The organism is Bradyrhizobium sp. 45 (assembly GCF_023073155.1).
Lineage (GTDB): Bacteria > Pseudomonadota > Alphaproteobacteria > Rhizobiales > Xanthobacteraceae > Bradyrhizobium > Bradyrhizobium canariense_D.
The window spans coordinates 210,529-228,148 of the sequence record NZ_JADPIX010000100.1 but is presented as its reverse complement, the minus strand read 5'-3'; the positions used below and the strand labels follow the sequence as shown (position 1 = coordinate 228,148).

Here is a 17,620-nt window from a genome sequence, read left to right as displayed (position 1 = left end):
ATCCGGAAAAGTGGACACCGGTTTTCCGACCAGATCATGCGGAAAGAGTAAATCATGGTCCAGGCAATCGTCTTCCTGCCTCTGCTGGGCGCCATTCTGGCTGGCCTGATCGCGCTGTTCGGCGCGCATGCCCGCAACCCCTCGGGCGACACGGTCGAGCATCACGATGATCACGGTCATGGCGCGCACGCCCATGCGTCGGACACGATCAACGAGGATGCGTCGGTCGTCCACGAGACTCATCACGAACCCGGAGATGGCCACGACGACCACCACGTCTCCGAGCCGCCCGCGGCGGGCTCGCGCGCTGCCGAGCTGATCACCACGGCGTTGCTGTTCGTGTCGGCGGCGCTGTCCTGGATGACGCTGGTCGATGTCGGCTTCATGCACCACGACATGCGCATTCCGCTGCTGCCGTGGATCCTCTCCGGCGATCTCCAGGTCTACTGGACGCTGCGGGTCGACACGCTCACCGCCGTGATGCTGGTGGTCGTGACCACCGTGTCCTCGCTGGTGCACCTCTATTCCATCGGCTACATGGACGAGGATCCGAACCGGCCGCGCTTCTTCGGCTATCTCTCGCTGTTCACCTTCGCCATGCTGATGCTGGTGACCGCCGACAACCTCGTGCAGCTGTTCTTCGGCTGGGAAGGCGTGGGTCTGGCAAGCTACCTCCTGATCGGTTTCTGGTACCAGAAGCCGTCGGCGAACGCCGCCGCCATCAAGGCCTTCGTGGTCAACCGTGTCGGCGATTTCGGCTTCGCGCTCGGCATCTTCGCGATCTTCCTGCTGGCCGGCTCGACCGATTTCGAGACCATCTTCCACGCTGCGCCCGGGTTGACCGGCAAGACCATCGACTTCCTCGGCTGGCACGCCGACGCGCTGACCCTGACCTGCCTGCTGCTGTTCATGGGCGCGATGGGCAAATCGGCGCAGTTCCTGCTGCACACCTGGCTGCCGGACGCGATGGAAGGCCCGACCCCGGTGTCGGCGCTGATCCACGCCGCGACCATGGTCACCGCCGGCGTCTTCATGGTGGCGCGCCTGTCGCCGCTGTTCGAACTCGCGCCGAACGCGCAGGCCGTCGTGATGTTCTTCGGCGCCACTACGGCGTTCTTCGCGGCGACCATTGGCCTGGTCCAGAACGACATCAAGCGCATCGTCGCTTACTCGACCTGTTCGCAGCTCGGCTACATGTTCGTGGCGATGGGAGCAGGGGCCTATTCGGTAGGCATGTTCCATTTGTTCACGCACGCCTTCTTCAAGGCGCTGTTGTTCTTGGGCTCCGGCTCGGTGATCTACGCGATGCATCACGAGCAGGACATCCGCAACATGGGCGGCCTGTGGCGCAAGATCCCCTACACCTACGCGGTGATGGTGGTCGGCACGCTCGCGCTCACGGGATTCCCGCTGACCGCGGGCTATTTCTCCAAGGACGCGATCATCGAGTCCGCCTACGCCTCGCACAATCCGTTCGCGATGTACGGCTTCCTGATGACGGTCGTCGCGGCCGGCCTGACCTCGTTCTACTCGTGGCGCCTCATCTTCAAGACCTTCCACGGCGAGCCGCATGACGAGCACCACTACGAGGCCGCGCATGAAGCGCCGATCTGGATGCTGATCCCGATCGGTGTGCTTGCGGTCGGCTCCATCCTGGCCGGCTTCCCGTTCAAGGAGCTGTTCGCCGGTCACGGCATCGAGGAGTTCTTCCGCGAGTCCGTGAAGATGAACCCGCATATCATCGAGGAGATGCACCACATTCCCGAGACCATCGCCTTCCTGCCGACGGTGATGATGGTGCTGGGCTTCCTGGTGTCATACCTGTTCTACATCCGCCGGCCTTATCTGCCGGTCGAGCTCGCGAACACGCAGCCAATGCTGTACAAGTTCCTGCTCAACAAATGGTACTTCGACGAGCTCTACGACATCATCTTCGTCCGTCCGGCGAAGTGGATTGGCTATCAGCTCTGGAAGAAGGGTGACGGCTTCATCATCGACGGTCTCGGCCCCGATGGCGTCTCAGCCCGCGTGCTGGACGTCACCCGCAACGTCGTGAAAATCCAGACCGGCTATCTCTACCACTACGCGTTCGCCATGCTGATCGGTGCCGCCGGCCTGATCACCTGGTTCATGTTCGGCTTTGGAGGCCAGTAAATGACGACCTGGCCAATTCTATCCGTCACGACGTTCCTGCCGCTGGTCGGCGCGCTGATCGTCTATCTCAGCCGTGGCGACGACGAGGCGGCCCGGCGCAACTCGCGCTGGATCGCGCTGTGGACCACGCTGATCACCTTCGCTGTGTCGGTGATCCTGGTCATGCGGTTCGATGCGTCGAGCGCCGACTTCCAGTTCGTCGAGAAGGCGAACTGGCTTGCCACCGGCATCACCTACCACATGGGCGTGGACGGCATCTCGTTGCCGCTGGTGATCCTGACCACCGCCATCATGCCGTTTTGCATCATCGCGAGCTGGAAGGCGATTACCAACCGCGTCCGCGAATACATGATGGCGTTCCTGATCCTGGAAACGCTGATGATCGGCACCTTCTCGGCGCTCGATCTCGTGCTGTTCTACCTGTTCTTCGAAGGCGGCCTGATCCCGATGTTCCTGATCATCGGCGTCTGGGGCGGTCCGCGCCGGGTCTATGCATCTTTCAAGTTCTTCCTCTACACGCTGCTCGGCTCGGTGCTGATGCTGCTCGCGATCATGGCGCTGTACTGGAACGGCGGCACCACCGACATCCCGACCCTGATGCACACCGCCGTGCCGCGCTCGCTGCAGACCTGGGCGTGGCTCGCCTTCTTCGCCTCGTTCGCGGTGAAGATGCCGATGTGGCCGGTGCACACCTGGCTCCCCGACGCCCACGTCGAGGCGCCGACCGCAGGCTCGGTGGTCCTGGCCGCGATCCTTCTGAAGATGGGCGGCTACGGCTTCCTGCGCTTCTCGCTGCCGATGTTCCCGCTGGCTTCGCACGACTTCGCGCCGCTGGTCTTCACGCTTTCGGCCATCGCCATCATCTACACCTCGTTGGTGGCGCTGATGCAGGAGGACATGAAGAAGCTGATTGCGTACTCCTCGGTGGCGCATATGGGCTTCGTCACCATGGGCATTTTCGCCGGTACCATGCAGGGTGTCGCCGGCGGCGTGTTCCAGATGATCTCGCACGGCATCGTCTCCGGCGCGCTGTTCCTCTGCGTCGGCATCGTCTACGACCGCATGCACACCCGTGAGATCGCGGCCTATGGCGGCCTCGTCAACCGGATGCCGCTCTACGCGCTGACCTTCATGGTCTTCACCATGGCCAATGTCGGCCTGCCCGGCACCTCTGGCTTCGTCGGCGAGTTCATGACGCTGCTCGGTACCTTCAAGGTCTCGATCCCGACCGCGTTCTTCGCCACCTTCGGCGTGATCCTGTCGGCCTGCTACGCGCTGTGGCTCTACCGCAAGGTCGTGTTCGGGGCGCTGGTCAAGCCGTCGCTGGCGAGCATGAAGGATCTCACCTTCCGGGAGGGCTTGACGCTGTTCCCGCTGATCGCGCTGACGATCCTGTTCGGCATCTATCCGAAGCCGGTGCTCGACATGTCGGCGGCCTCGGTCCAGCAACTCGTCAACAATTACAACACCGCTGTGACGGCCGTGAAGGCCGCCGCACTGCTCCAGTGAGCGGGCAGGTCAGGATATCGCCATGAGCTTTGAGACTGCAGGTTATCAACTGGCGCCGGTGCTGCCCGAGCTCGTGCTCGCGGTCGGGGCGATGGCACTCCTGATGCTCGGCGCCTATCGCGGGCAGGAGACCACCAAGACGGTCACGACGCTTGCGGTGCTGCTCCTGATCGTTGTCGGCGTGCTCGAATACATGCTGCCCGCGGGCAAGCACGTGACCTTCGGCGGCAGCTTCATCGTCGATGATTTTGCCCGCTTCATGAAGATCCTGGCCCTGATCGGCTCGGCGGTGACGCTGGTGCTGTCGACCGAGTTCCTGTCGGATCCGTCGCGCCGCATCTTCGAATATGCGATCCTGGTGCTGCTCTCGACGCTCGGCATGATGGTGCTGATCTCGGCCGGCGATCTGATCTCGCTTTATCTCGGCCTCGAATTGATGTCGCTGGCGCTCTACGTTGTCGCGGCCTCGAACCGCGACAACGCCAAGTCGACCGAAGCCGGCCTGAAGTACTTCGTGCTCGGCGCGCTGTCCTCGGGCATGCTGCTCTACGGCTCCTCGCTGATCTACGGCTTCACGGGCACGGTGGCCTTCACCGGCATCGCGGCGGCCGCGACGATCTCGAATGTCGGCCTGTTGTTCGGCCTGGTGTTCCTGCTCGCCGGCCTCTGCTTCAAGGTCTCGGCGGTGCCGTTCCACATGTGGACACCCGACGTCTACGAGGGCGCACCGACGCCTGTGACAGCCTTCTTCGCCTCGGCCCCGAAAGTGGCCGCGCTCGCGGTCTTCACCCGCGTCACGCTGACCGCATTCCCGGGCATCGTCTCGCAGTGGCAGCAGATCCTGGTGTTCGTGTCGATCGCCTCGATGGCGCTGGGCTCGTTCGCCGCGATCGGCCAGAGCAACATCAAGCGCCTGATGGCCTATTCCTCGATCGGCCATATGGGCTTTGCCCTGGTCGGACTTGCCGCAGGCACGGTCGAGGGCGCGCAGGGCGTCTTGATGTACATCGTGATCTATGTCGCGATGACGCTGGGCTCCTTCGCCATCATCCTGGCGATGAAGCGGAACGGCCAGCCGGTGGAGCAGATCAGCGATTTCGCAGGTCTCTCTCGGACCAATCCGCTGCTCGCCTTCATGTTCGCGATGCTGCTGTTCTCGCTCGCCGGCATCCCGCCGCTCGCCGGCTTCTTCGCCAAATGGTACGTCTTCGTCGCCGCCATCAAGGCGAACCTGTTCACGCTCGCCGTGATCGGCGTGCTCTCCAGCGTGGTCGGCGCCTACTACTATCTCAGCATCGTCAAGACGATGTATTTCGACGAGCCGGCCGGGCAGGTCGATCCGGTGCGCGTCGAAGTCAAGACGGTGCTGGCGGTCGCGGGCCTGTTCAACATTCTGTTCGCCCTGTTCGCGGGCCCGGTGGTGAGCGTCGCCTCCGCCGCCGCCAAGTCGCTGTTCTAGGATGGCATTCGCGCTCGGTCCTCGTGCGGCGTCGGCGGGCTACAAGCTCGCAGCTTTCGAACGGACCGGCTCGACCAATACCGAGGCGATCGAGCACGCGAGGCGCGGCGAACGCGGCCCGATGTGGTTCGTGACGTCGGAGCAGACCGCCGGCCGCGGCCGCCGCCAGCGCCCTTGGATCGCACCAAAGGGCAACCTTGCAGCCAGCGTCCTCGAAGTCCTGGACGTTGCCCCTTCCGTCGCCGCGACGATCGGCTTTGCGGCCGGGCTGGCCGAGGAGGCCGCCCTGGAGAAGGTCAGCCTGGAGGCTGCACTGCGCCTCGGCGAGGGCCGTCCCCGCTACGCCCTGAAATGGCCGAACGACGTGCTGGCCGGCGGCAAGAAGCTGGTCGGCATCGGCCTGGAGGCCGAAGCCATCGGCGACCGTCTTGCCATCGTCGTCGGCATCGGCACCAACGTCGTCGCCGCGCCCGAGGGTACGCCGACGCCTGCGGTGTCGCTGGCCGCGCTCGGCGTCCAGATCAGTGCGGAGGAGTTGTTCTCGGCGCTCTCCGATGCCTGGGTGGAATTCCGCGGTATCTGGGACAATGGCCGTGGCTTTGCCGAAATTCGCAAATTGTGGCTGGAGCGCGCCGCCGGCCTCGGCGAGCGGGTCGCGATCCACACGGGAGTGATGACGCTGGACGGCATTTTTGACACGATCGACGACACCGGCTGCCTGATCGTCCGCACCGCGGAGGGCCGGCGCGTGCCGGTCGCCGCGGGCGAGGTGTTCTTCGGCACGGCCGCCTCCGTGGGAGCTGCGTGATGGCGAAGCCGGAAGAACTGGTATTTGCACCGCTCGGCGGGGTCGGCGAGATCGGCATGAATTTGTCGATCTACGGCCTCGGCAACCGCCAGCAGCGCGCCTGGCTGGCGATCGATCTCGGCGTCTCCTTCGGCGACGAGGAGCATCTGCCGGGCATCGACCTGATCATGCCCGACGTCAGCTTCCTGGAGAAGGAACGCAAGAATCTGATGGGGCTGGTGCTGACCCACGCCCATGAGGATCATTTCGGCGCCATCATCGACCTTTGGCCGAAGCTGAAATGTCCGATCTACGCGACGCAGTTCAGCGCCGCGCTGTTCGAGGCCAAGTGCGCCGCCGAGCGCAATGCGCCCAAGATCCCGGTGACGGTGGTGCCGTCAGGCGGGCGCGTCGATATCGGCCCGTTCAACGTCGAGTTCATCCCGGTCGCCCATTCGATTCCGGAGTCGCATGCGCTCGCGATTCACACCGAAGTCGGCACGGTGCTGCACACCGGCGACTGGAAGATCGATCCGACCCCGATCATCGGCCGCCCGACCGACGAAAAGCGGCTGCGGGAGCTCGGCGATGCGGGCCTGCTCGCCCTGATCGGTGATTCCACCAACGCCGTGCGCGACGGCCGCTCACCCTCGGAAGCCGAGGTTGCGAGCTCCATCACCGAGCTCGTCAAGGCCGCCAAGGGCCGCGTCGCGGTCACGACCTTTGCCTCCAATGTCGCGCGCCTCAAGGCCGTCGCCATCGCTGCGAAGGCCGCCGACCGTGAGGTCGTCGTGGTCGGCCGCGCCATGGAACGCGTGGTGCAGGTCGCGCGCGAGACCGGCTATCTCGACGGCGTGCAGAGTTTCCGCTCCGCCGAGGTCTACGGTCATCTGCCGCAGGACAAGGTGCTGGCGCTCTGCACCGGCAGCCAGGGCGAGCCGCGTGCCGCGCTGGCGCGCATCGCCAATGACGACCATCCCGAGATCACGCTCAACCGTGGCGACAGCGTCATCTTCTCCTCGCGCACCATTCCCGGCAACGAGAAGGCGGTCGGGGCCATCATCAATGGCCTGGTCTTGCAGGGCGTGGAGGTCATCACCGACCGCGACCAGCTGGTCCATGTCTCCGGTCATCCCCGCCGCGACGAATTGCGCGACATGATCGCCTGGACCAGGCCGCAGCTCCTGATCCCCGTCCATGGCGAGGCCCTGCACCTGAATGAGCACGCCAAGCTCGCGCGTGCCGCCGGCGTGCCGCGCGTGCTGGTCTGCCGCAACGGCGATCTCGTCAAGCTCGGCCCCGGCGATCCCGGCATCATTGGGCAAGTGCCTGCGGGCCGTCTCTACAAGGACGGCACGATTCTGGAGGACTCCAAGTCCCGCGCGGTGGGCGAGCGGCGCCGCATGGCCTTCTCCGGCTGCGCCTTTGTCGCCATCGCCATGACGGAGCAGGGCGAGCTTGCCGACGATCCCGCGGTCGAACTCGTCGGTATCCCCGAGAAGAACAAAGCGGGCGAGCCCTTCGACGACCTCGTCTTCGACGCCGTGGTCTCCACCGTCGAGGGCCTGCCGAAGGCGCGCCGTCGCGACCCGGATGCGCTGGCGGAGTCGGTGCGACGCGCTGTCCGCTCCGTGATCAACGAACATTGGGGCAAAAAGCCCCCCTGTCTGGTACATGTGCTGACAGTGTAACGGGAGAGAAACATGCTGGGCCGGCTCAACCATGTCGCGATCGCGACCAAGGACGCCGTCAAGGCCGCCAAAATCTATGGCACCGCATTCGGGGCCCAGATCTCGGAGGCCGTCGCGCTGCCCGAGCATGGCGTCACCACGGTGTTCGCGACGCTGCCCAACACCAAGATCGAGTTCATCGAGCCGCTCGGCGAGGCCTCGCCGATCGCAAAGTTCCTGGACCGCAACGCCGACGGCGGCATCCACCACGTCTGCTACGAGGTGGTCGACATCATCGCCTCGCGCGACACGCTGGTGAAGGAGGGGGCAAGGGTGCTCGGCGACGGCGTGCCGAAGATCGGCGCCCACGGCAAGCCGGTGCTGTTCCTGCACCCGAAGGATTTTTCCGGCGCGCTGGTCGAAATCGAGCAGGCATAGGCCGAAGCCATGGCCATCCAGATATCAACCGCGATCGCGATCTACTTCGTCATCTGGTGGGTCGCGCTGTTCCTGACGCTGCCGTTTGGCGTGCGCAGCCAGCACGAGGACGGCGTCGGAGTGCCGGGCAGCGACCCCGGCGCGCCGATCCTGACGCGGATGGGGGGCAAGCTGATCTGGACCACCATCATCTCGGCGGTCATCTACGGGATCGCCATGGTCGCCTATCACGCCGGCTATTTGTCGATCGAGCGCCTGTCGAAATTGATGGGCATGCCGTTTTAATTTCGTGGTTGGCTTGGTTGGGGGAAGAATGACTTTTCAGAGGATCGTCGTCGCGCTTCTAGTGCTGATCGTCGCCGGTCTCGGCGCCATCGGCTATTTCGAGTGGAAGATGGCCGTGCAGGTGCGCACCCTGAAGGCGTTCGTCGAGGGCTATGTCTTCAACGAGGCCGTGATCGCCTGCGAGCAGGCCAAGAGCTCGACCCCATTCAAATGGAACGGCGGCAAGAGCACCGCGGTGATCGGCCTGAACTCGGTCAAAACAGACAAATACACCGTCAGCGCCAGCTACACGCTGGTGGCGGACAGCGTCTATTGTGATTACGATCCGATCAAAAGAAAGGCCGAGATCGGCTCGAGCTTCCTGGAGCGGGAGTAACGATTCGGCCATGCCAAGCATGGGATGGGATCGTCATGGCGCAGGGGCAGGGGGACTACCGGATTTTGCATGAGGCGGCGTTGCGGGACTATCTCGCGGGCGTTGCGGATCTCGCCGCGACCCTCGGCGGCGAGCCGGCCTCCTGGTCGATCACCGAAGTCGGCGACGGCAATCTCAATCTCGTTTTCATCGTCAAGGGCGGCCGCGGCGGCATCGCCGTGAAGCAGGCGCTGCCCTATGTCCGCCTCGTCGGCGAGAGCTGGCCGCTGCCGTTGTCCCGGGCTCATTACGAATATCTCGCTTTGTCGCGGCAGGCCGAGCTCGCGCCCGGCCTCGTGCCGGCGCTGCTGCATCACAACGAGGCCCTGGCGCTGACGGTGATGGAGCTGCTCGAGCCCCACATCATCATGCGCAAGGGGATGGTTGCGGGCTCGCAGTATCCGCGCTTTGTCGATGACATCACCACCTTCATGGCGCGGACATTGTTCTTCACCTCCGACCTCGCGGTGTCGGCGGCCGAGAAGAAGCAGGGCATCGCAGCTTTCGCCGGCAACCATGCGCTGTGCAAGATCACCGAGGATCTGATCTTCACCGATCCTTACCGCGTCGCCGAGCAGAACCGCTGGACTGCGCCGTATCTCGATGCGCTCGCCGCAGAGCTTCGCGAGGATATGGACCTCCACGTCGCGATCTCCCGGTTGAAGCTGAAGTTCATGGCGAGCCCCGAGGCGCTGCTCCACGGCGACCTGCACACCGGCTCGATCATGGTCACGGGCGGCGAGACGCGGGTGATCGACCCCGAATTCGCGTTCTACGGCCCGATGGGTTTCGATGTCGGCGCCGTGCTGGCCAACCTCCTGATGGCCTATTTTGCCTCCGCCGGGCATGAGCGCACGCCGGGCGAACGGCGTGCTTTCGAGGCCTGGGTGCTGGAGACGGTGGAAACGGTCTGGAACGATTTTACGCGAAAGTTCCTCGAGCTCTGGCGCGCTGGCGCCGCAGGCGATGCCTATCCCGCCTCACTGTTCGCCGGCGAGACAGGCGCGGCACGGCTGGAAGCCGAGCGGCAGGCCTACATGCAGCGGCTGTTCGCGGACACGGTCGGCTTCGCCGCGGCAAAAACCATCCGCCGCATCTTCGGCCTCGCCCACAATATCGACTTCGAGCTGATCGAGGATCCGCGCCGGCGCGCGATCAGCGAAGCACGCGCCGTCAGGCTGGCAAGGGCGATGATGCTCGAGGTGGGGGCGTTTCCGACCATCGCGGATGTCACCGCTGCAGCGCGAAAATTGCGCGACTGGCAGCCGGAGTTCTAGCGGGCTTCTGCGCAAATCGGTGGGGCCCGCGCGCGACGCTCGCATACGTCAACCCCTTCAAGACGCTTGCGCTCGACGTGCCGTGGATGGTCAACTCTCGGACCAGAGCACGCTGCGTTGTCGGAGGGACCATGATGTTCAGGATAGTGGCGATCATCGCGGGTTTGGGGCTGGCACTGGTGGCCTCGGCGGAGGCCCAGACGCCGCGCAAGGGCGGAACCATCCGCATGACCGCGCCTTATGGCTCGAGCTTCACCAGCCTGGAGATTCTTACCACGCAGCGCGCCCAGGACGAGATCTACGCCAAGGCGCTGCACCGGTCGCTCTACATCTGGAATTCCACGGAAGGCAAGCCGGTTCTGGAGCTTGCCAAGGAGGACGTCGTCTCGGGCGGAGGCCTCGTTCATACCTTCAAGCTGCGCGACGACGCCTATTTCCACAACGGCCGCAAGATGACGGCCGACGACATCATCTGGACCTACAACCGCATCATGGACGGCACCAAGGCTTATCCCGGTGCGCGCTATGTCCGCGTGATCGAGGGCGCGGCGGCGGTCGAGAAGGGCCAGGCCAAGGAGATCTCCGGCCTGAAGAAAATCGACGACTTTACCTTCGAGATGAAGCTGACCGAGAAGGTCGATCCAGGTTTCTACTTCTGGAACGCGATCACGTCGATCTATCCCGCCGACGAGGCCGCCAAGGAGAGCTTTCTCCAGAAGCCGATCGGTCTTGGACCCTTCAAATTCGTCGAGCACGTGCCGGGGTCGCGCATCGTTCTGGAGCGCTGGGATCGGTTCTACAAGCCCGGCAAGCCCTACGCTGACAAGATCATCGTGTCGGTCATGGGGGAGGCCGCGGCACGCGATGTCGCCTTCCGCAACAAGGAGATCGACACCTCGGTGCTGGGACCGGCGCAATATGTCGCCTATCAGAACGACGCCGACCTCAAGGGCACGGTCGTGGAAGTCGCCGAGGTCTTCACCCGCTACATGGGGATGAATCCCGCGTTCAAGCCGTTCGCCGACAAGCGGGTCCGGCAGGCGATCAACTACGCGATCGACACCGACCTGATCATCAACAAGCTGGTCAAGGGCAAGGCCTACCGGGCCACCAGCTGGCTGCCGCTCACCTCTACCGCCTACGACAAGGCCATGAAGCCCTACGCCTTCGATCCCGCCAAGGCCAAGCAGCTGCTCGCCGACGCCGGCTATCCCTCAGGCTTCGAATTCGAATGGACCACCAGCCAGAACGAGAGCTGGGGTCTGCCGATCGTCTCGGCCGTGATCCCGATGCTGGACAGGGTGGGCATCAAGGCCAAGGTCAAGCAGGTCGAGACCGCGGTGCTGGCGGAGGTGGTTCGCAGCGGCGACTACCAGGCCTTTGTCTATTCGCAGGCGACCGGACCCGATCCGCAGGCCGCCCTCAAATGCTTCCACTCATCGACACCGCAGTCGGCCTGCAACTACATGAACTTCAAGAATGCCGAGTTCGACAAGCTGATCGACGAGGCGGGGCAGTCCGATGACGCTGCAAAGCGTACCCAGCTGCTGCAGAAGGCCAATGCTGTTCTCTACGAAGAGGCGCCGGTCTGGTTCTTCAACTACAACAAGGCGGTCATGGCCGTGCAGCCGTGGCTCAAGGGGGTTCAGCTGAATGCGACCGAACTGACCCATCAGAACGTCGAAGACCTCTGGGTCGACGAGACCTCGCCCGCGAAGTGACACGCGCTCTCGCGCTCCCTCCGTCGCCATGAACGACGGAGGGAGAGAGGAAAAGTGCCGATGCTCTCCTTCCTGTTCCGCCGCCTGCTGCAGACCATTCCGACCGTGCTCGCAGTGGTGGCTCTGGTGTTCGTGCTGTTCAGCGTCGTTCCCGGCAGCATCGTCTCGTCGATGAGCGACGATGCCGATCCGCAGGTCGAGCTGCGCATGAAGAAGCAGCTCGGGCTCGACGATCCCGTCTATGTCCGCTTCGGCGCCTACATCGCCAAGCTTGCGACCGGTGATTTCGGAACGTCGTTCCGGACGCGCGAGCCTGTGACGTTCATGATCGCCAAGCGGATATGGCCGACGCTCCAGCTCATCTTCACCGCCATGGCGTTTTCCGTCGTGATCGGTGTTCCCCTGGGTTTCATCGCCGCGCTGAAGCCGGGGGGTATCGTCGACACGCTGGCCATGGTCGTGGCGGTATCAGGCCTTTCGATCGCCAAATTCTGGCTCGGACTGGTGCTGATGTACTTGTTCGCGTTGAAGCTCGGCTGGCTGCCGAGTTTCGGCTATGGCGATGGCGGACTGAAATATCTGATCCTCCCGGCCGTGACGCTCGGCGTCTCGCCGATGGCGCTGTTCGCGCGGACCACACGCGCCGCGGTCCTCGAGATCATGACCGCGGATTTCGTCCGCACCGCGCGCTCCAAGGGCATGAGCGAGACCCGAGTCGTGAAGTGGCATGTGATGCGCAACGCGCTTGTCATCATTCTCACCACCGTCGGCCTGCAGTTCGGCGGGCTGATGGGGCAGGCGGTCGTGGTCGAGAAACTGTACTCCTGGCCGGGCATCGGCTCGCTGCTGGTCGACAGTGTCCTGCAGCGCGACATTCCGGCCGTCCAGGGCTCCATTCTTGTCGTGGTGCTGTCCTTTCTCGCTATCAATCTGCTGATCGACGTGCTCTACGGCGTGATCGATCCCAGGATCAGATACGCATGAAGCTCCGCGCCAATCTCATCATCGGTGGCGCGCTGTTCGCGCTTGCGATCCTGGTCGGCCTGCTCGCGCCATGGCTGGCGCATACCGATCCTGTCCTGGACGCCAATCTGCTCAACGCGGAAGAGCCTCCGAGCTGGACTTGGTGGTTCGGCACCGACGACCAAGGCCGCGACATCTATTCCCGCGTCGTCTATGGCGCGCGGGTTTCGCTGACGGTCGGCATCGTCTCGCAGCTCATCAATAGCGTCATCGGCGTCGCGTTGGGCCTGAGCGCCGGCTATTGGGGCGGCTGGTGGGACGATGTCGTCAACGGCCTGACCAATCTCATGCTCGCGATCCCCTCGCTGATCTTCGCGTTGGCCATCATGGCGGTGCTCGGTCCCGGCCTGACCAGCCTGCTGATCGCACTCGGCTTGACCAACTGGTCCTTCACGTGCCGGATCGCGCGGGCCTCGGCGCTGTCGCTGAGGAGCCAGGGCTATGTGCAGGCCGCGACCGTGCTCGGCTACGGCGATCTCCGCATCATGATCACGCAGCTGCTGCCGAACATGCTAGGGCCGATCGTCGTCATCGGCACGCTCGGCATGGGCAGCGCGGTCTTGTCCGAAGCCGCGTTGTCGTTCCTCGGCCTCGGCGTCCGCCCGCCGTTTCCGAGCTGGGGCAGCATGTTGTCGGATGCCCGCGATCAGATCACGACCGCGCCGTGGCTCTCGGTGTTTCCCGGCCTTGCGATCTTCCTGACGGTGCTCGGCCTCAATCTGCTCGGTGACGGCCTGCGCGACATTCTCGATCCGCAATCGCGGAGCCGGCGCACATGACCCGCACGCCGCTGATCGAAGTCGAGGATTTGCGTATCGATCTCGACGATGGATCGCGGCGCGTTGCGGCGGCCGAGGGCATTTCATTCCGCATCGATCGCGGCGAGACGTTCGGCCTTGTCGGCGAATCCGGCTGCGGCAAAAGCATCACGGCGCTGGCCTTGATCGGCCTGTTGCGGCAGCCGTTGTCGATCGGCGGCGGTGTCATCCGGTTTGAGGGACGGGAGATCCAGCACCTTTCAGCCGCCAGGCAACGGGATCTGCGCGGCAATCGCATCGCCATGATCTTCCAGGAGCCGATGACGGCGCTCAACCCGGTCTCGCCGGTGGGCCGGCAGATCGCCGAGATGTTCGTGCTGCACAAGGGCAAGAGCTGGCGGGAAGCCGATAGACTGGCGGTCGAGGCGCTGGCGAGCGTGCGCGTTCCCGCCCCGGAGCGGCGCGTGAAGGATTACCCGCACCAGCTGTCCGGCGGCATGCGCCAGCGCGTGATGATCGCCATCGCGCTCGCTTGCGGTCCGGATCTCCTCATCGCCGACGAGCCGACCACGGCGCTCGACGTGACCGTGCAAGCCGAAATCATCGAGCTGATGCGGAATCTGTGTGCCGAGCGGGGAACCGCAATCCTGATGATCAGCCACGATCTGGGGCTGGTCGCCAATGTCTGCCGCCGCGTGGCCGTGATGTATGCCGGCCGCATCGTCGAGGAGCGCGGCTCGGCCGATATTTTCCGGGCACCCTCGCACCCCTATACGCGAGGCCTGGTTGCCTCGCTGCCGCGGCTCGGCAGTCGCGCAGCGCTTGGCCGCACCCGCCTGACGGAGATCGCGGGTGTGGTCCCGGCCATCACGAATTTCCCCAACGGCTGCCGGTTCAATCCGCGTTGCGCCCAGGCGACCGATATTTGCCGGACCACCCCGCCGGAAGCGGATTTGCTGGACGCCGGCGGCCTGGTCAGGTGTCACCACCATGCATGAGCCGCAAGCTAGTTTGGTTGAAACACGGCCGGACGACGATGTCATTCTCAGCGTCAGAGATCTCGCGGTCCATTTTCCGCTCGGAGGCGGCCTGCTCGGGCGCGGCCGGCGGCTGCTCCGTGCCGTTGACGGCGTCGATCTCACCCTGAAGCGGGGCGAATGCCTCGGCCTCGTCGGCGAGTCCGGCTCCGGCAAGTCGACGGTCGCATTGTCGATCCTTGGCCTCGTGACCCCGACGCGCGGCCGCATCGTGCTGGACGGACAGGACGTGACCAACCGACCATCCGGCGATCGGAAGGCGCTGGCCCGCATTGTGCAGATCGTGTTTCAGGATCCCTACGCCTCGCTCAATCCGCGCCAGACCGTTCGCCGCACGCTGGAAGATCCCCTGCGCGTGCATGGCGTCACGGCCAAGAGCGAGATCGAGGACCGCGTCGCGAAGATGCTGCGGCATGTGGGCCTGCGGCCGGAGCAGGCCGACCGCTACCCGCATGAATTCTCAGGCGGCCAGCGCCAGCGCATCGGCATTGCGCGTGCGCTGATCCTCAATCCGAAGATCGTCATCTGCGATGAACCGGTCTCGGCGCTCGACGTCTCGATCCGCGCCCAGATCATCAATCTGCTGCTGGAATTGAAGGAAACGCTCGGCCTCTCCTACATCATGATCAGCCACGATCTCGGCGTCGTCGAACACATGAGCGACAAGGTCGCCGTGATGTATCTCGGCCGCATCGTCGAGAACGGCCACTGGCGCGAGATCTTCGAACGGCCCGCGCACCCCTATACGCAAGCCCTGATCGCCGCCATCCCCGATCCCTTGCGCCATGCGCCGCTGGCGACGACAGGGGGCGACCTTCCCAACCCGCTCAATCCGCCGAACGGATGCGCATTCAGCCCGCGATGCCGGTATGCGGAGGCTGTGTGTCGGCGCGAGCCGGGGCCTGTGCTTGAAACGCGGGCGGACGGGCACGCGGTGAGGTGTTGGCGAAGTGACGAAATTGGTGCAGCGAGCGTCGCTCTATCTCCGTTACCCTCCGTGCCGGTCGAGCCTATCGTCTGCCACCAACCAGACGAGGGCGGCGATTCGCTATCGAGTTCTCCGCCGACAGGCCACGCAGCCACGCGCGAAAACTGACGATCTCCGGGCAATCCGCGGTGCCTTCAGGCGCAACCAGCCAATCGCCCAAACCCGATCCCTCATCGATCCGGTCGCAGCGATAGCCGGGATGGTGGCCGAGGCCGCGGGCGAGCAGCAGGTCGACCTTGCCCTCGATCAATTCGTGCAGGCCGGCCGGATGCAGCACCCGCAAGCCGATCTCCGCATGCGTGCTGCGAAACGCCGCAAGGTCGAGGCGGCGGAGGTCGAAGCCGCCATGGATGCCCAATTGCAGCAGCACCGCACCTGCCGGTTTCAATTGCGAGGTCGCCTCCGCAATGTGGCGAAAGCCTTCGGAGACGCCGGGCAGATAGGCCTGACCGGCGACGGTGAGGACGAGCTGCTTATGCAGCCGCTCGAAGAGCTGCACGCCGAGGCGCGCCTCCAGCGCCTTCACCTGCTGCCCCACGGCGGCGGGCGTCACGTGCAGCTCGTGTGCGGCCAGTTTGAAGCTGAGATGCCGCGCGGCGGCCTCGAAGGCGCGCAGCGCGTTGAGTGGGGGAAGGGCGTAGGTCATCGGGCTCCATTTTGACACTGATGGGCTGTGGCCTTGCAATAGATTTTCTTGCGCTGAACCGCAGCAATGATGCTTTGCGGAGCGGTGATGGCGCCGGATACGGTCCGACCCGCAATCCGGAGAAACCTCGTGCCCCCAGCTCACCTCGTCAGCCACAATCCCGCAACAGTCCATGCGCCTGCCGGCGGCTACTGCATGGGACTTGAATTGACGCAGTATCGCCGCCTGTTGTTCATCAGCGGCCAGGTGCCGGAGAGACTCGACGGCACCGTGCCCGAAGGTTTCGAGGCGCAGTGCGAGCAGGCCTGGCGCAATTTGATCGAGGTGCTTGCTGCCGCCGGCCTTGGCATCGCGCATCTGGTCAAGGTCACCACGTTCCTGACTGACCGCAATCAACTCGTGACCAACCGCTCCATTCGTCGCGCGATGCTGGGCGAACACCAGCCTGCGCTGACGGTCGTGATCGTCGAGACCGTCGACAGCAAATGGCTGCTGGAGATCGAGGCGATCGCCGCGGAGTGAACCAGCCGACTTTGCAATGAGCCAATCATATCGGGTGTCCCATGGCTGAGATCATCCATCCGTTTTACGAAGCGCATCGCGGTGCAATGGAGGCCGCCATGCGCGATCGGCTCGATTTGGCCGAAGCGATGTTGCGTGAGTGCGCGCAACTTTCCGAGATCGACGAGATCAGGCGCGAGGTGATGGACGAGTTCGAAATCGTGCTCACCCAAATGCCCTATGTCGGCGGCGCGGCAAGCCGCATGAGCGATTTCTTCATGCGTCTGATGGGTTTTATGGCCATCAGCCGGGTGCTGCGGCGCCACGGCGTGCCGGTGCCTGTGATCGGCGAGATCGAGCGGGAAACCTACAAGGCGCAATTGCTCACCGCGCCTGAAGCGGAGCGTCTCGACTCAGGGCGTCAATTCATGTCGCCGGAGAACCAGGCCTTGCTGCGCGAGCAGGCGGCAAGAATCGCGACTGAAAGCCATCAGACCGAATTTCCGGAAGATTTCGTCTACGATTTCGTCGAGCCTGATACGGGTGACAGTTTTGAGTTCGGCATCAACTACAAGGCTTGCGGCTTCTGCAAACTCGCGGCGCGCCATGACGACAAGGACATTTTGCCGAACATCTGCGGGCTCGATTTCGTTGCCTACGCAGCGCGAGGCATCCGGCTGGAAAGGACACAGACGTTAGCGGGCGGTGCGAGCCACTGCAATTTCCGGTTCTCGCGGCTTGCGCCGGATGAGAAAGCGGAGAGCTAAGCCGCGTTCTCATGCTCCGCGATCGAGGTGAGGCTGGATTGCCCCTGCTGTCACGTCGTCATTGCGAGCGCAGCGAAGCAATCCAGAATCTTTCCGCGGCGGCAGCCTGGATTGCTTCGCTGCGCTCGCAATGACGGAGTTTAGGGAGCGACCCTGAGCCCATCCGCGCCCGCTGCCACGATGAC

At 64.2% G+C, this 17,620-nt stretch carries 17 protein-coding genes; 16 read left to right on the top strand and 1 reads right to left on the bottom strand.

Features of this window, described 5'->3' with window-relative positions; genetic code table 11:
- Positions 1–54 precede the first annotated feature (54 nt).
- The 14 genes from nuoL (at position 55) to IVB42_RS15925 (ending at position 15,629) form a co-directional block, all read left to right on the top strand.
- Complete coding sequence (gene nuoL, locus IVB42_RS15990) at positions 55–2,154, top strand: NADH-quinone oxidoreductase subunit L (protein WP_247298475.1); 2,100 nt, start codon at positions 55–57, stop codon at positions 2,152–2,154.
- Positions 2,155–3,663, top strand: a complete 1,509-nt coding sequence (locus tag IVB42_RS15985; RefSeq protein WP_018455082.1) for an NADH-quinone oxidoreductase subunit M — start codon at positions 2,155–2,157, stop codon at positions 3,661–3,663.
- A gap of 22 nt (positions 3,664–3,685) precedes the next feature.
- Positions 3,686–5,122, top strand: a complete 1,437-nt coding sequence (gene nuoN / locus IVB42_RS15980) for an NADH-quinone oxidoreductase subunit NuoN (RefSeq protein WP_018455081.1) — start codon at positions 3,686–3,688, stop codon at positions 5,120–5,122.
- Position 5,123: 1 nt separating this feature from the next.
- The gene (locus tag IVB42_RS15975) at positions 5,124–5,930 is read left to right on the top strand and encodes a biotin--[acetyl-CoA-carboxylase] ligase (RefSeq protein WP_085394843.1); all 807 of its coding nucleotides are present in this window, start codon (positions 5,124–5,126) and stop codon (positions 5,928–5,930) included.
- The gene (locus tag IVB42_RS15970; RefSeq protein WP_018455079.1) at positions 5,930–7,600 is read left to right on the top strand and encodes a ribonuclease J; all 1,671 of its coding nucleotides are present in this window, start codon (positions 5,930–5,932) and stop codon (positions 7,598–7,600) included. The genes IVB42_RS15975 and IVB42_RS15970 overlap by 1 nt, the downstream gene beginning before the upstream one ends.
- A gap of 12 nt (positions 7,601–7,612) precedes the next feature.
- Positions 7,613–8,017 (top strand): methylmalonyl-CoA epimerase, encoded by a 405-nt coding sequence (gene mce / locus IVB42_RS15965; protein ID WP_018455078.1) that lies wholly within the window; start codon positions 7,613–7,615, stop codon positions 8,015–8,017.
- Positions 8,018–8,026: 9 nt separating this feature from the next.
- On the top strand, positions 8,027–8,302 hold the full coding sequence (locus tag IVB42_RS15960) for a DUF1467 family protein (protein WP_018455077.1): 276 nt from the start codon (positions 8,027–8,029) through the stop codon (positions 8,300–8,302).
- Between the two features lie 28 nt (positions 8,303–8,330).
- Complete coding sequence (locus IVB42_RS15955; RefSeq protein ID WP_007603574.1) at positions 8,331–8,678, top strand: hypothetical protein; 348 nt, start codon at positions 8,331–8,333, stop codon at positions 8,676–8,678.
- 35 nt (positions 8,679–8,713) lie between these two features.
- Entirely contained in the window at positions 8,714–9,994 is a 1,281-nt protein-coding gene (mtnK, locus tag IVB42_RS15950) for an S-methyl-5-thioribose kinase (RefSeq protein ID WP_018455076.1), read from the top strand.
- A 134-nt stretch (positions 9,995–10,128) separates the two neighbouring features.
- A complete protein-coding gene (locus tag IVB42_RS15945) occupies positions 10,129–11,715 on the top strand; it encodes an ABC transporter substrate-binding protein (protein WP_247470569.1) in 1,587 nt (528 codons plus the stop codon).
- A gap of 60 nt (positions 11,716–11,775) precedes the next feature.
- Entirely contained in the window at positions 11,776–12,699 is a 924-nt protein-coding gene (locus IVB42_RS15940) for an ABC transporter permease (RefSeq protein WP_018455074.1), read from the top strand.
- Entirely contained in the window at positions 12,696–13,517 is an 822-nt protein-coding gene (locus IVB42_RS15935) for an ABC transporter permease (protein WP_007603580.1), read from the top strand. The genes IVB42_RS15940 and IVB42_RS15935 overlap by 4 nt, the downstream gene beginning before the upstream one ends.
- Positions 13,514–14,494, top strand: a complete 981-nt coding sequence (locus IVB42_RS15930; protein WP_018455073.1) for an ABC transporter ATP-binding protein — start codon at positions 13,514–13,516, stop codon at positions 14,492–14,494. Before IVB42_RS15935 ends, IVB42_RS15930 begins: the two co-directional genes overlap by 4 nt.
- A complete protein-coding gene (locus tag IVB42_RS15925) occupies positions 14,487–15,629 on the top strand; it encodes an oligopeptide/dipeptide ABC transporter ATP-binding protein (RefSeq protein WP_247298478.1) in 1,143 nt (380 codons plus the stop codon). Before IVB42_RS15930 ends, IVB42_RS15925 begins: the two co-directional genes overlap by 8 nt.
- Here IVB42_RS15925 and IVB42_RS15920 read toward each other — a convergent pair.
- On the bottom strand, positions 15,544–16,167 hold the full coding sequence (locus IVB42_RS15920; protein ID WP_247369888.1) for a LysR family transcriptional regulator: 624 nt from the start codon (positions 16,165–16,167) through the stop codon (positions 15,544–15,546). The genes IVB42_RS15925 and IVB42_RS15920 overlap by 86 nt on opposite strands.
- A 129-nt stretch (positions 16,168–16,296) precedes the next feature.
- Here IVB42_RS15920 and IVB42_RS15915 point away from each other — a divergent pair, with 129 nt between their 5' ends.
- Both IVB42_RS15915 and IVB42_RS15910 read left to right on the top strand, forming a co-directional pair.
- Positions 16,297–16,689, top strand: a complete 393-nt coding sequence (locus IVB42_RS15915; RefSeq protein ID WP_026232871.1) for a RidA family protein — start codon at positions 16,297–16,299, stop codon at positions 16,687–16,689.
- 41 nt (positions 16,690–16,730) lie between these two features.
- Positions 16,731–17,435: an L-2-amino-thiazoline-4-carboxylic acid hydrolase gene (locus tag IVB42_RS15910; protein WP_247298486.1), complete on the top strand. Its 705-nt coding sequence runs from the start codon at positions 16,731–16,733 to the stop codon at positions 17,433–17,435.
- Positions 17,436–17,620: the final 185 nt, after the last annotated feature.

Excerpts from the sequence above, each read along its gene's own strand:
- nuoL (WP_247298475.1), top strand. The coding sequence starts at position 55 with ATGGTCCAGGCAATCGTCTTCCTGCCTCTGCTGGGCGCCATTCTGGCT.
- IVB42_RS15985 (WP_018455082.1), top strand. The coding sequence starts at position 2,155 with ATGACGACCTGGCCAATTCTATCCGTCACGACGTTCCTGCCGCTGGTC.
- nuoN (WP_018455081.1), top strand. The coding sequence starts at position 3,686 with ATGAGCTTTGAGACTGCAGGTTATCAACTGGCGCCGGTGCTGCCCGAG.
- IVB42_RS15975 (WP_085394843.1), top strand. The coding sequence starts at position 5,124 with ATGGCATTCGCGCTCGGTCCTCGTGCGGCGTCGGCGGGCTACAAGCTC.
- IVB42_RS15970 (WP_018455079.1), top strand. The coding sequence starts at position 5,930 with ATGGCGAAGCCGGAAGAACTGGTATTTGCACCGCTCGGCGGGGTCGGC.
- mce (WP_018455078.1), top strand. The coding sequence starts at position 7,613 with ATGCTGGGCCGGCTCAACCATGTCGCGATCGCGACCAAGGACGCCGTC.
- IVB42_RS15960 (WP_018455077.1), top strand. The coding sequence starts at position 8,027 with ATGGCCATCCAGATATCAACCGCGATCGCGATCTACTTCGTCATCTGG.
- IVB42_RS15955 (WP_007603574.1), top strand. The coding sequence starts at position 8,331 with ATGACTTTTCAGAGGATCGTCGTCGCGCTTCTAGTGCTGATCGTCGCC.
- mtnK (WP_018455076.1), top strand. The coding sequence starts at position 8,714 with ATGGCGCAGGGGCAGGGGGACTACCGGATTTTGCATGAGGCGGCGTTG.
- IVB42_RS15945 (WP_247470569.1), top strand. The coding sequence starts at position 10,129 with ATGTTCAGGATAGTGGCGATCATCGCGGGTTTGGGGCTGGCACTGGTG.
- IVB42_RS15940 (WP_018455074.1), top strand. The coding sequence starts at position 11,776 with ATGCTCTCCTTCCTGTTCCGCCGCCTGCTGCAGACCATTCCGACCGTG.
- IVB42_RS15935 (WP_007603580.1), top strand. The coding sequence starts at position 12,696 with ATGAAGCTCCGCGCCAATCTCATCATCGGTGGCGCGCTGTTCGCGCTT.
- IVB42_RS15930 (WP_018455073.1), top strand. The coding sequence starts at position 13,514 with ATGACCCGCACGCCGCTGATCGAAGTCGAGGATTTGCGTATCGATCTC.
- IVB42_RS15925 (WP_247298478.1), top strand. The coding sequence starts at position 14,487 with ATGCATGAGCCGCAAGCTAGTTTGGTTGAAACACGGCCGGACGACGAT.
- IVB42_RS15920 (WP_247369888.1), bottom strand. The coding sequence starts at position 16,167 with ATGACCTACGCCCTTCCCCCACTCAACGCGCTGCGCGCCTTCGAGGCC.
- IVB42_RS15910 (WP_247298486.1), top strand. The coding sequence starts at position 16,731 with ATGGCTGAGATCATCCATCCGTTTTACGAAGCGCATCGCGGTGCAATG.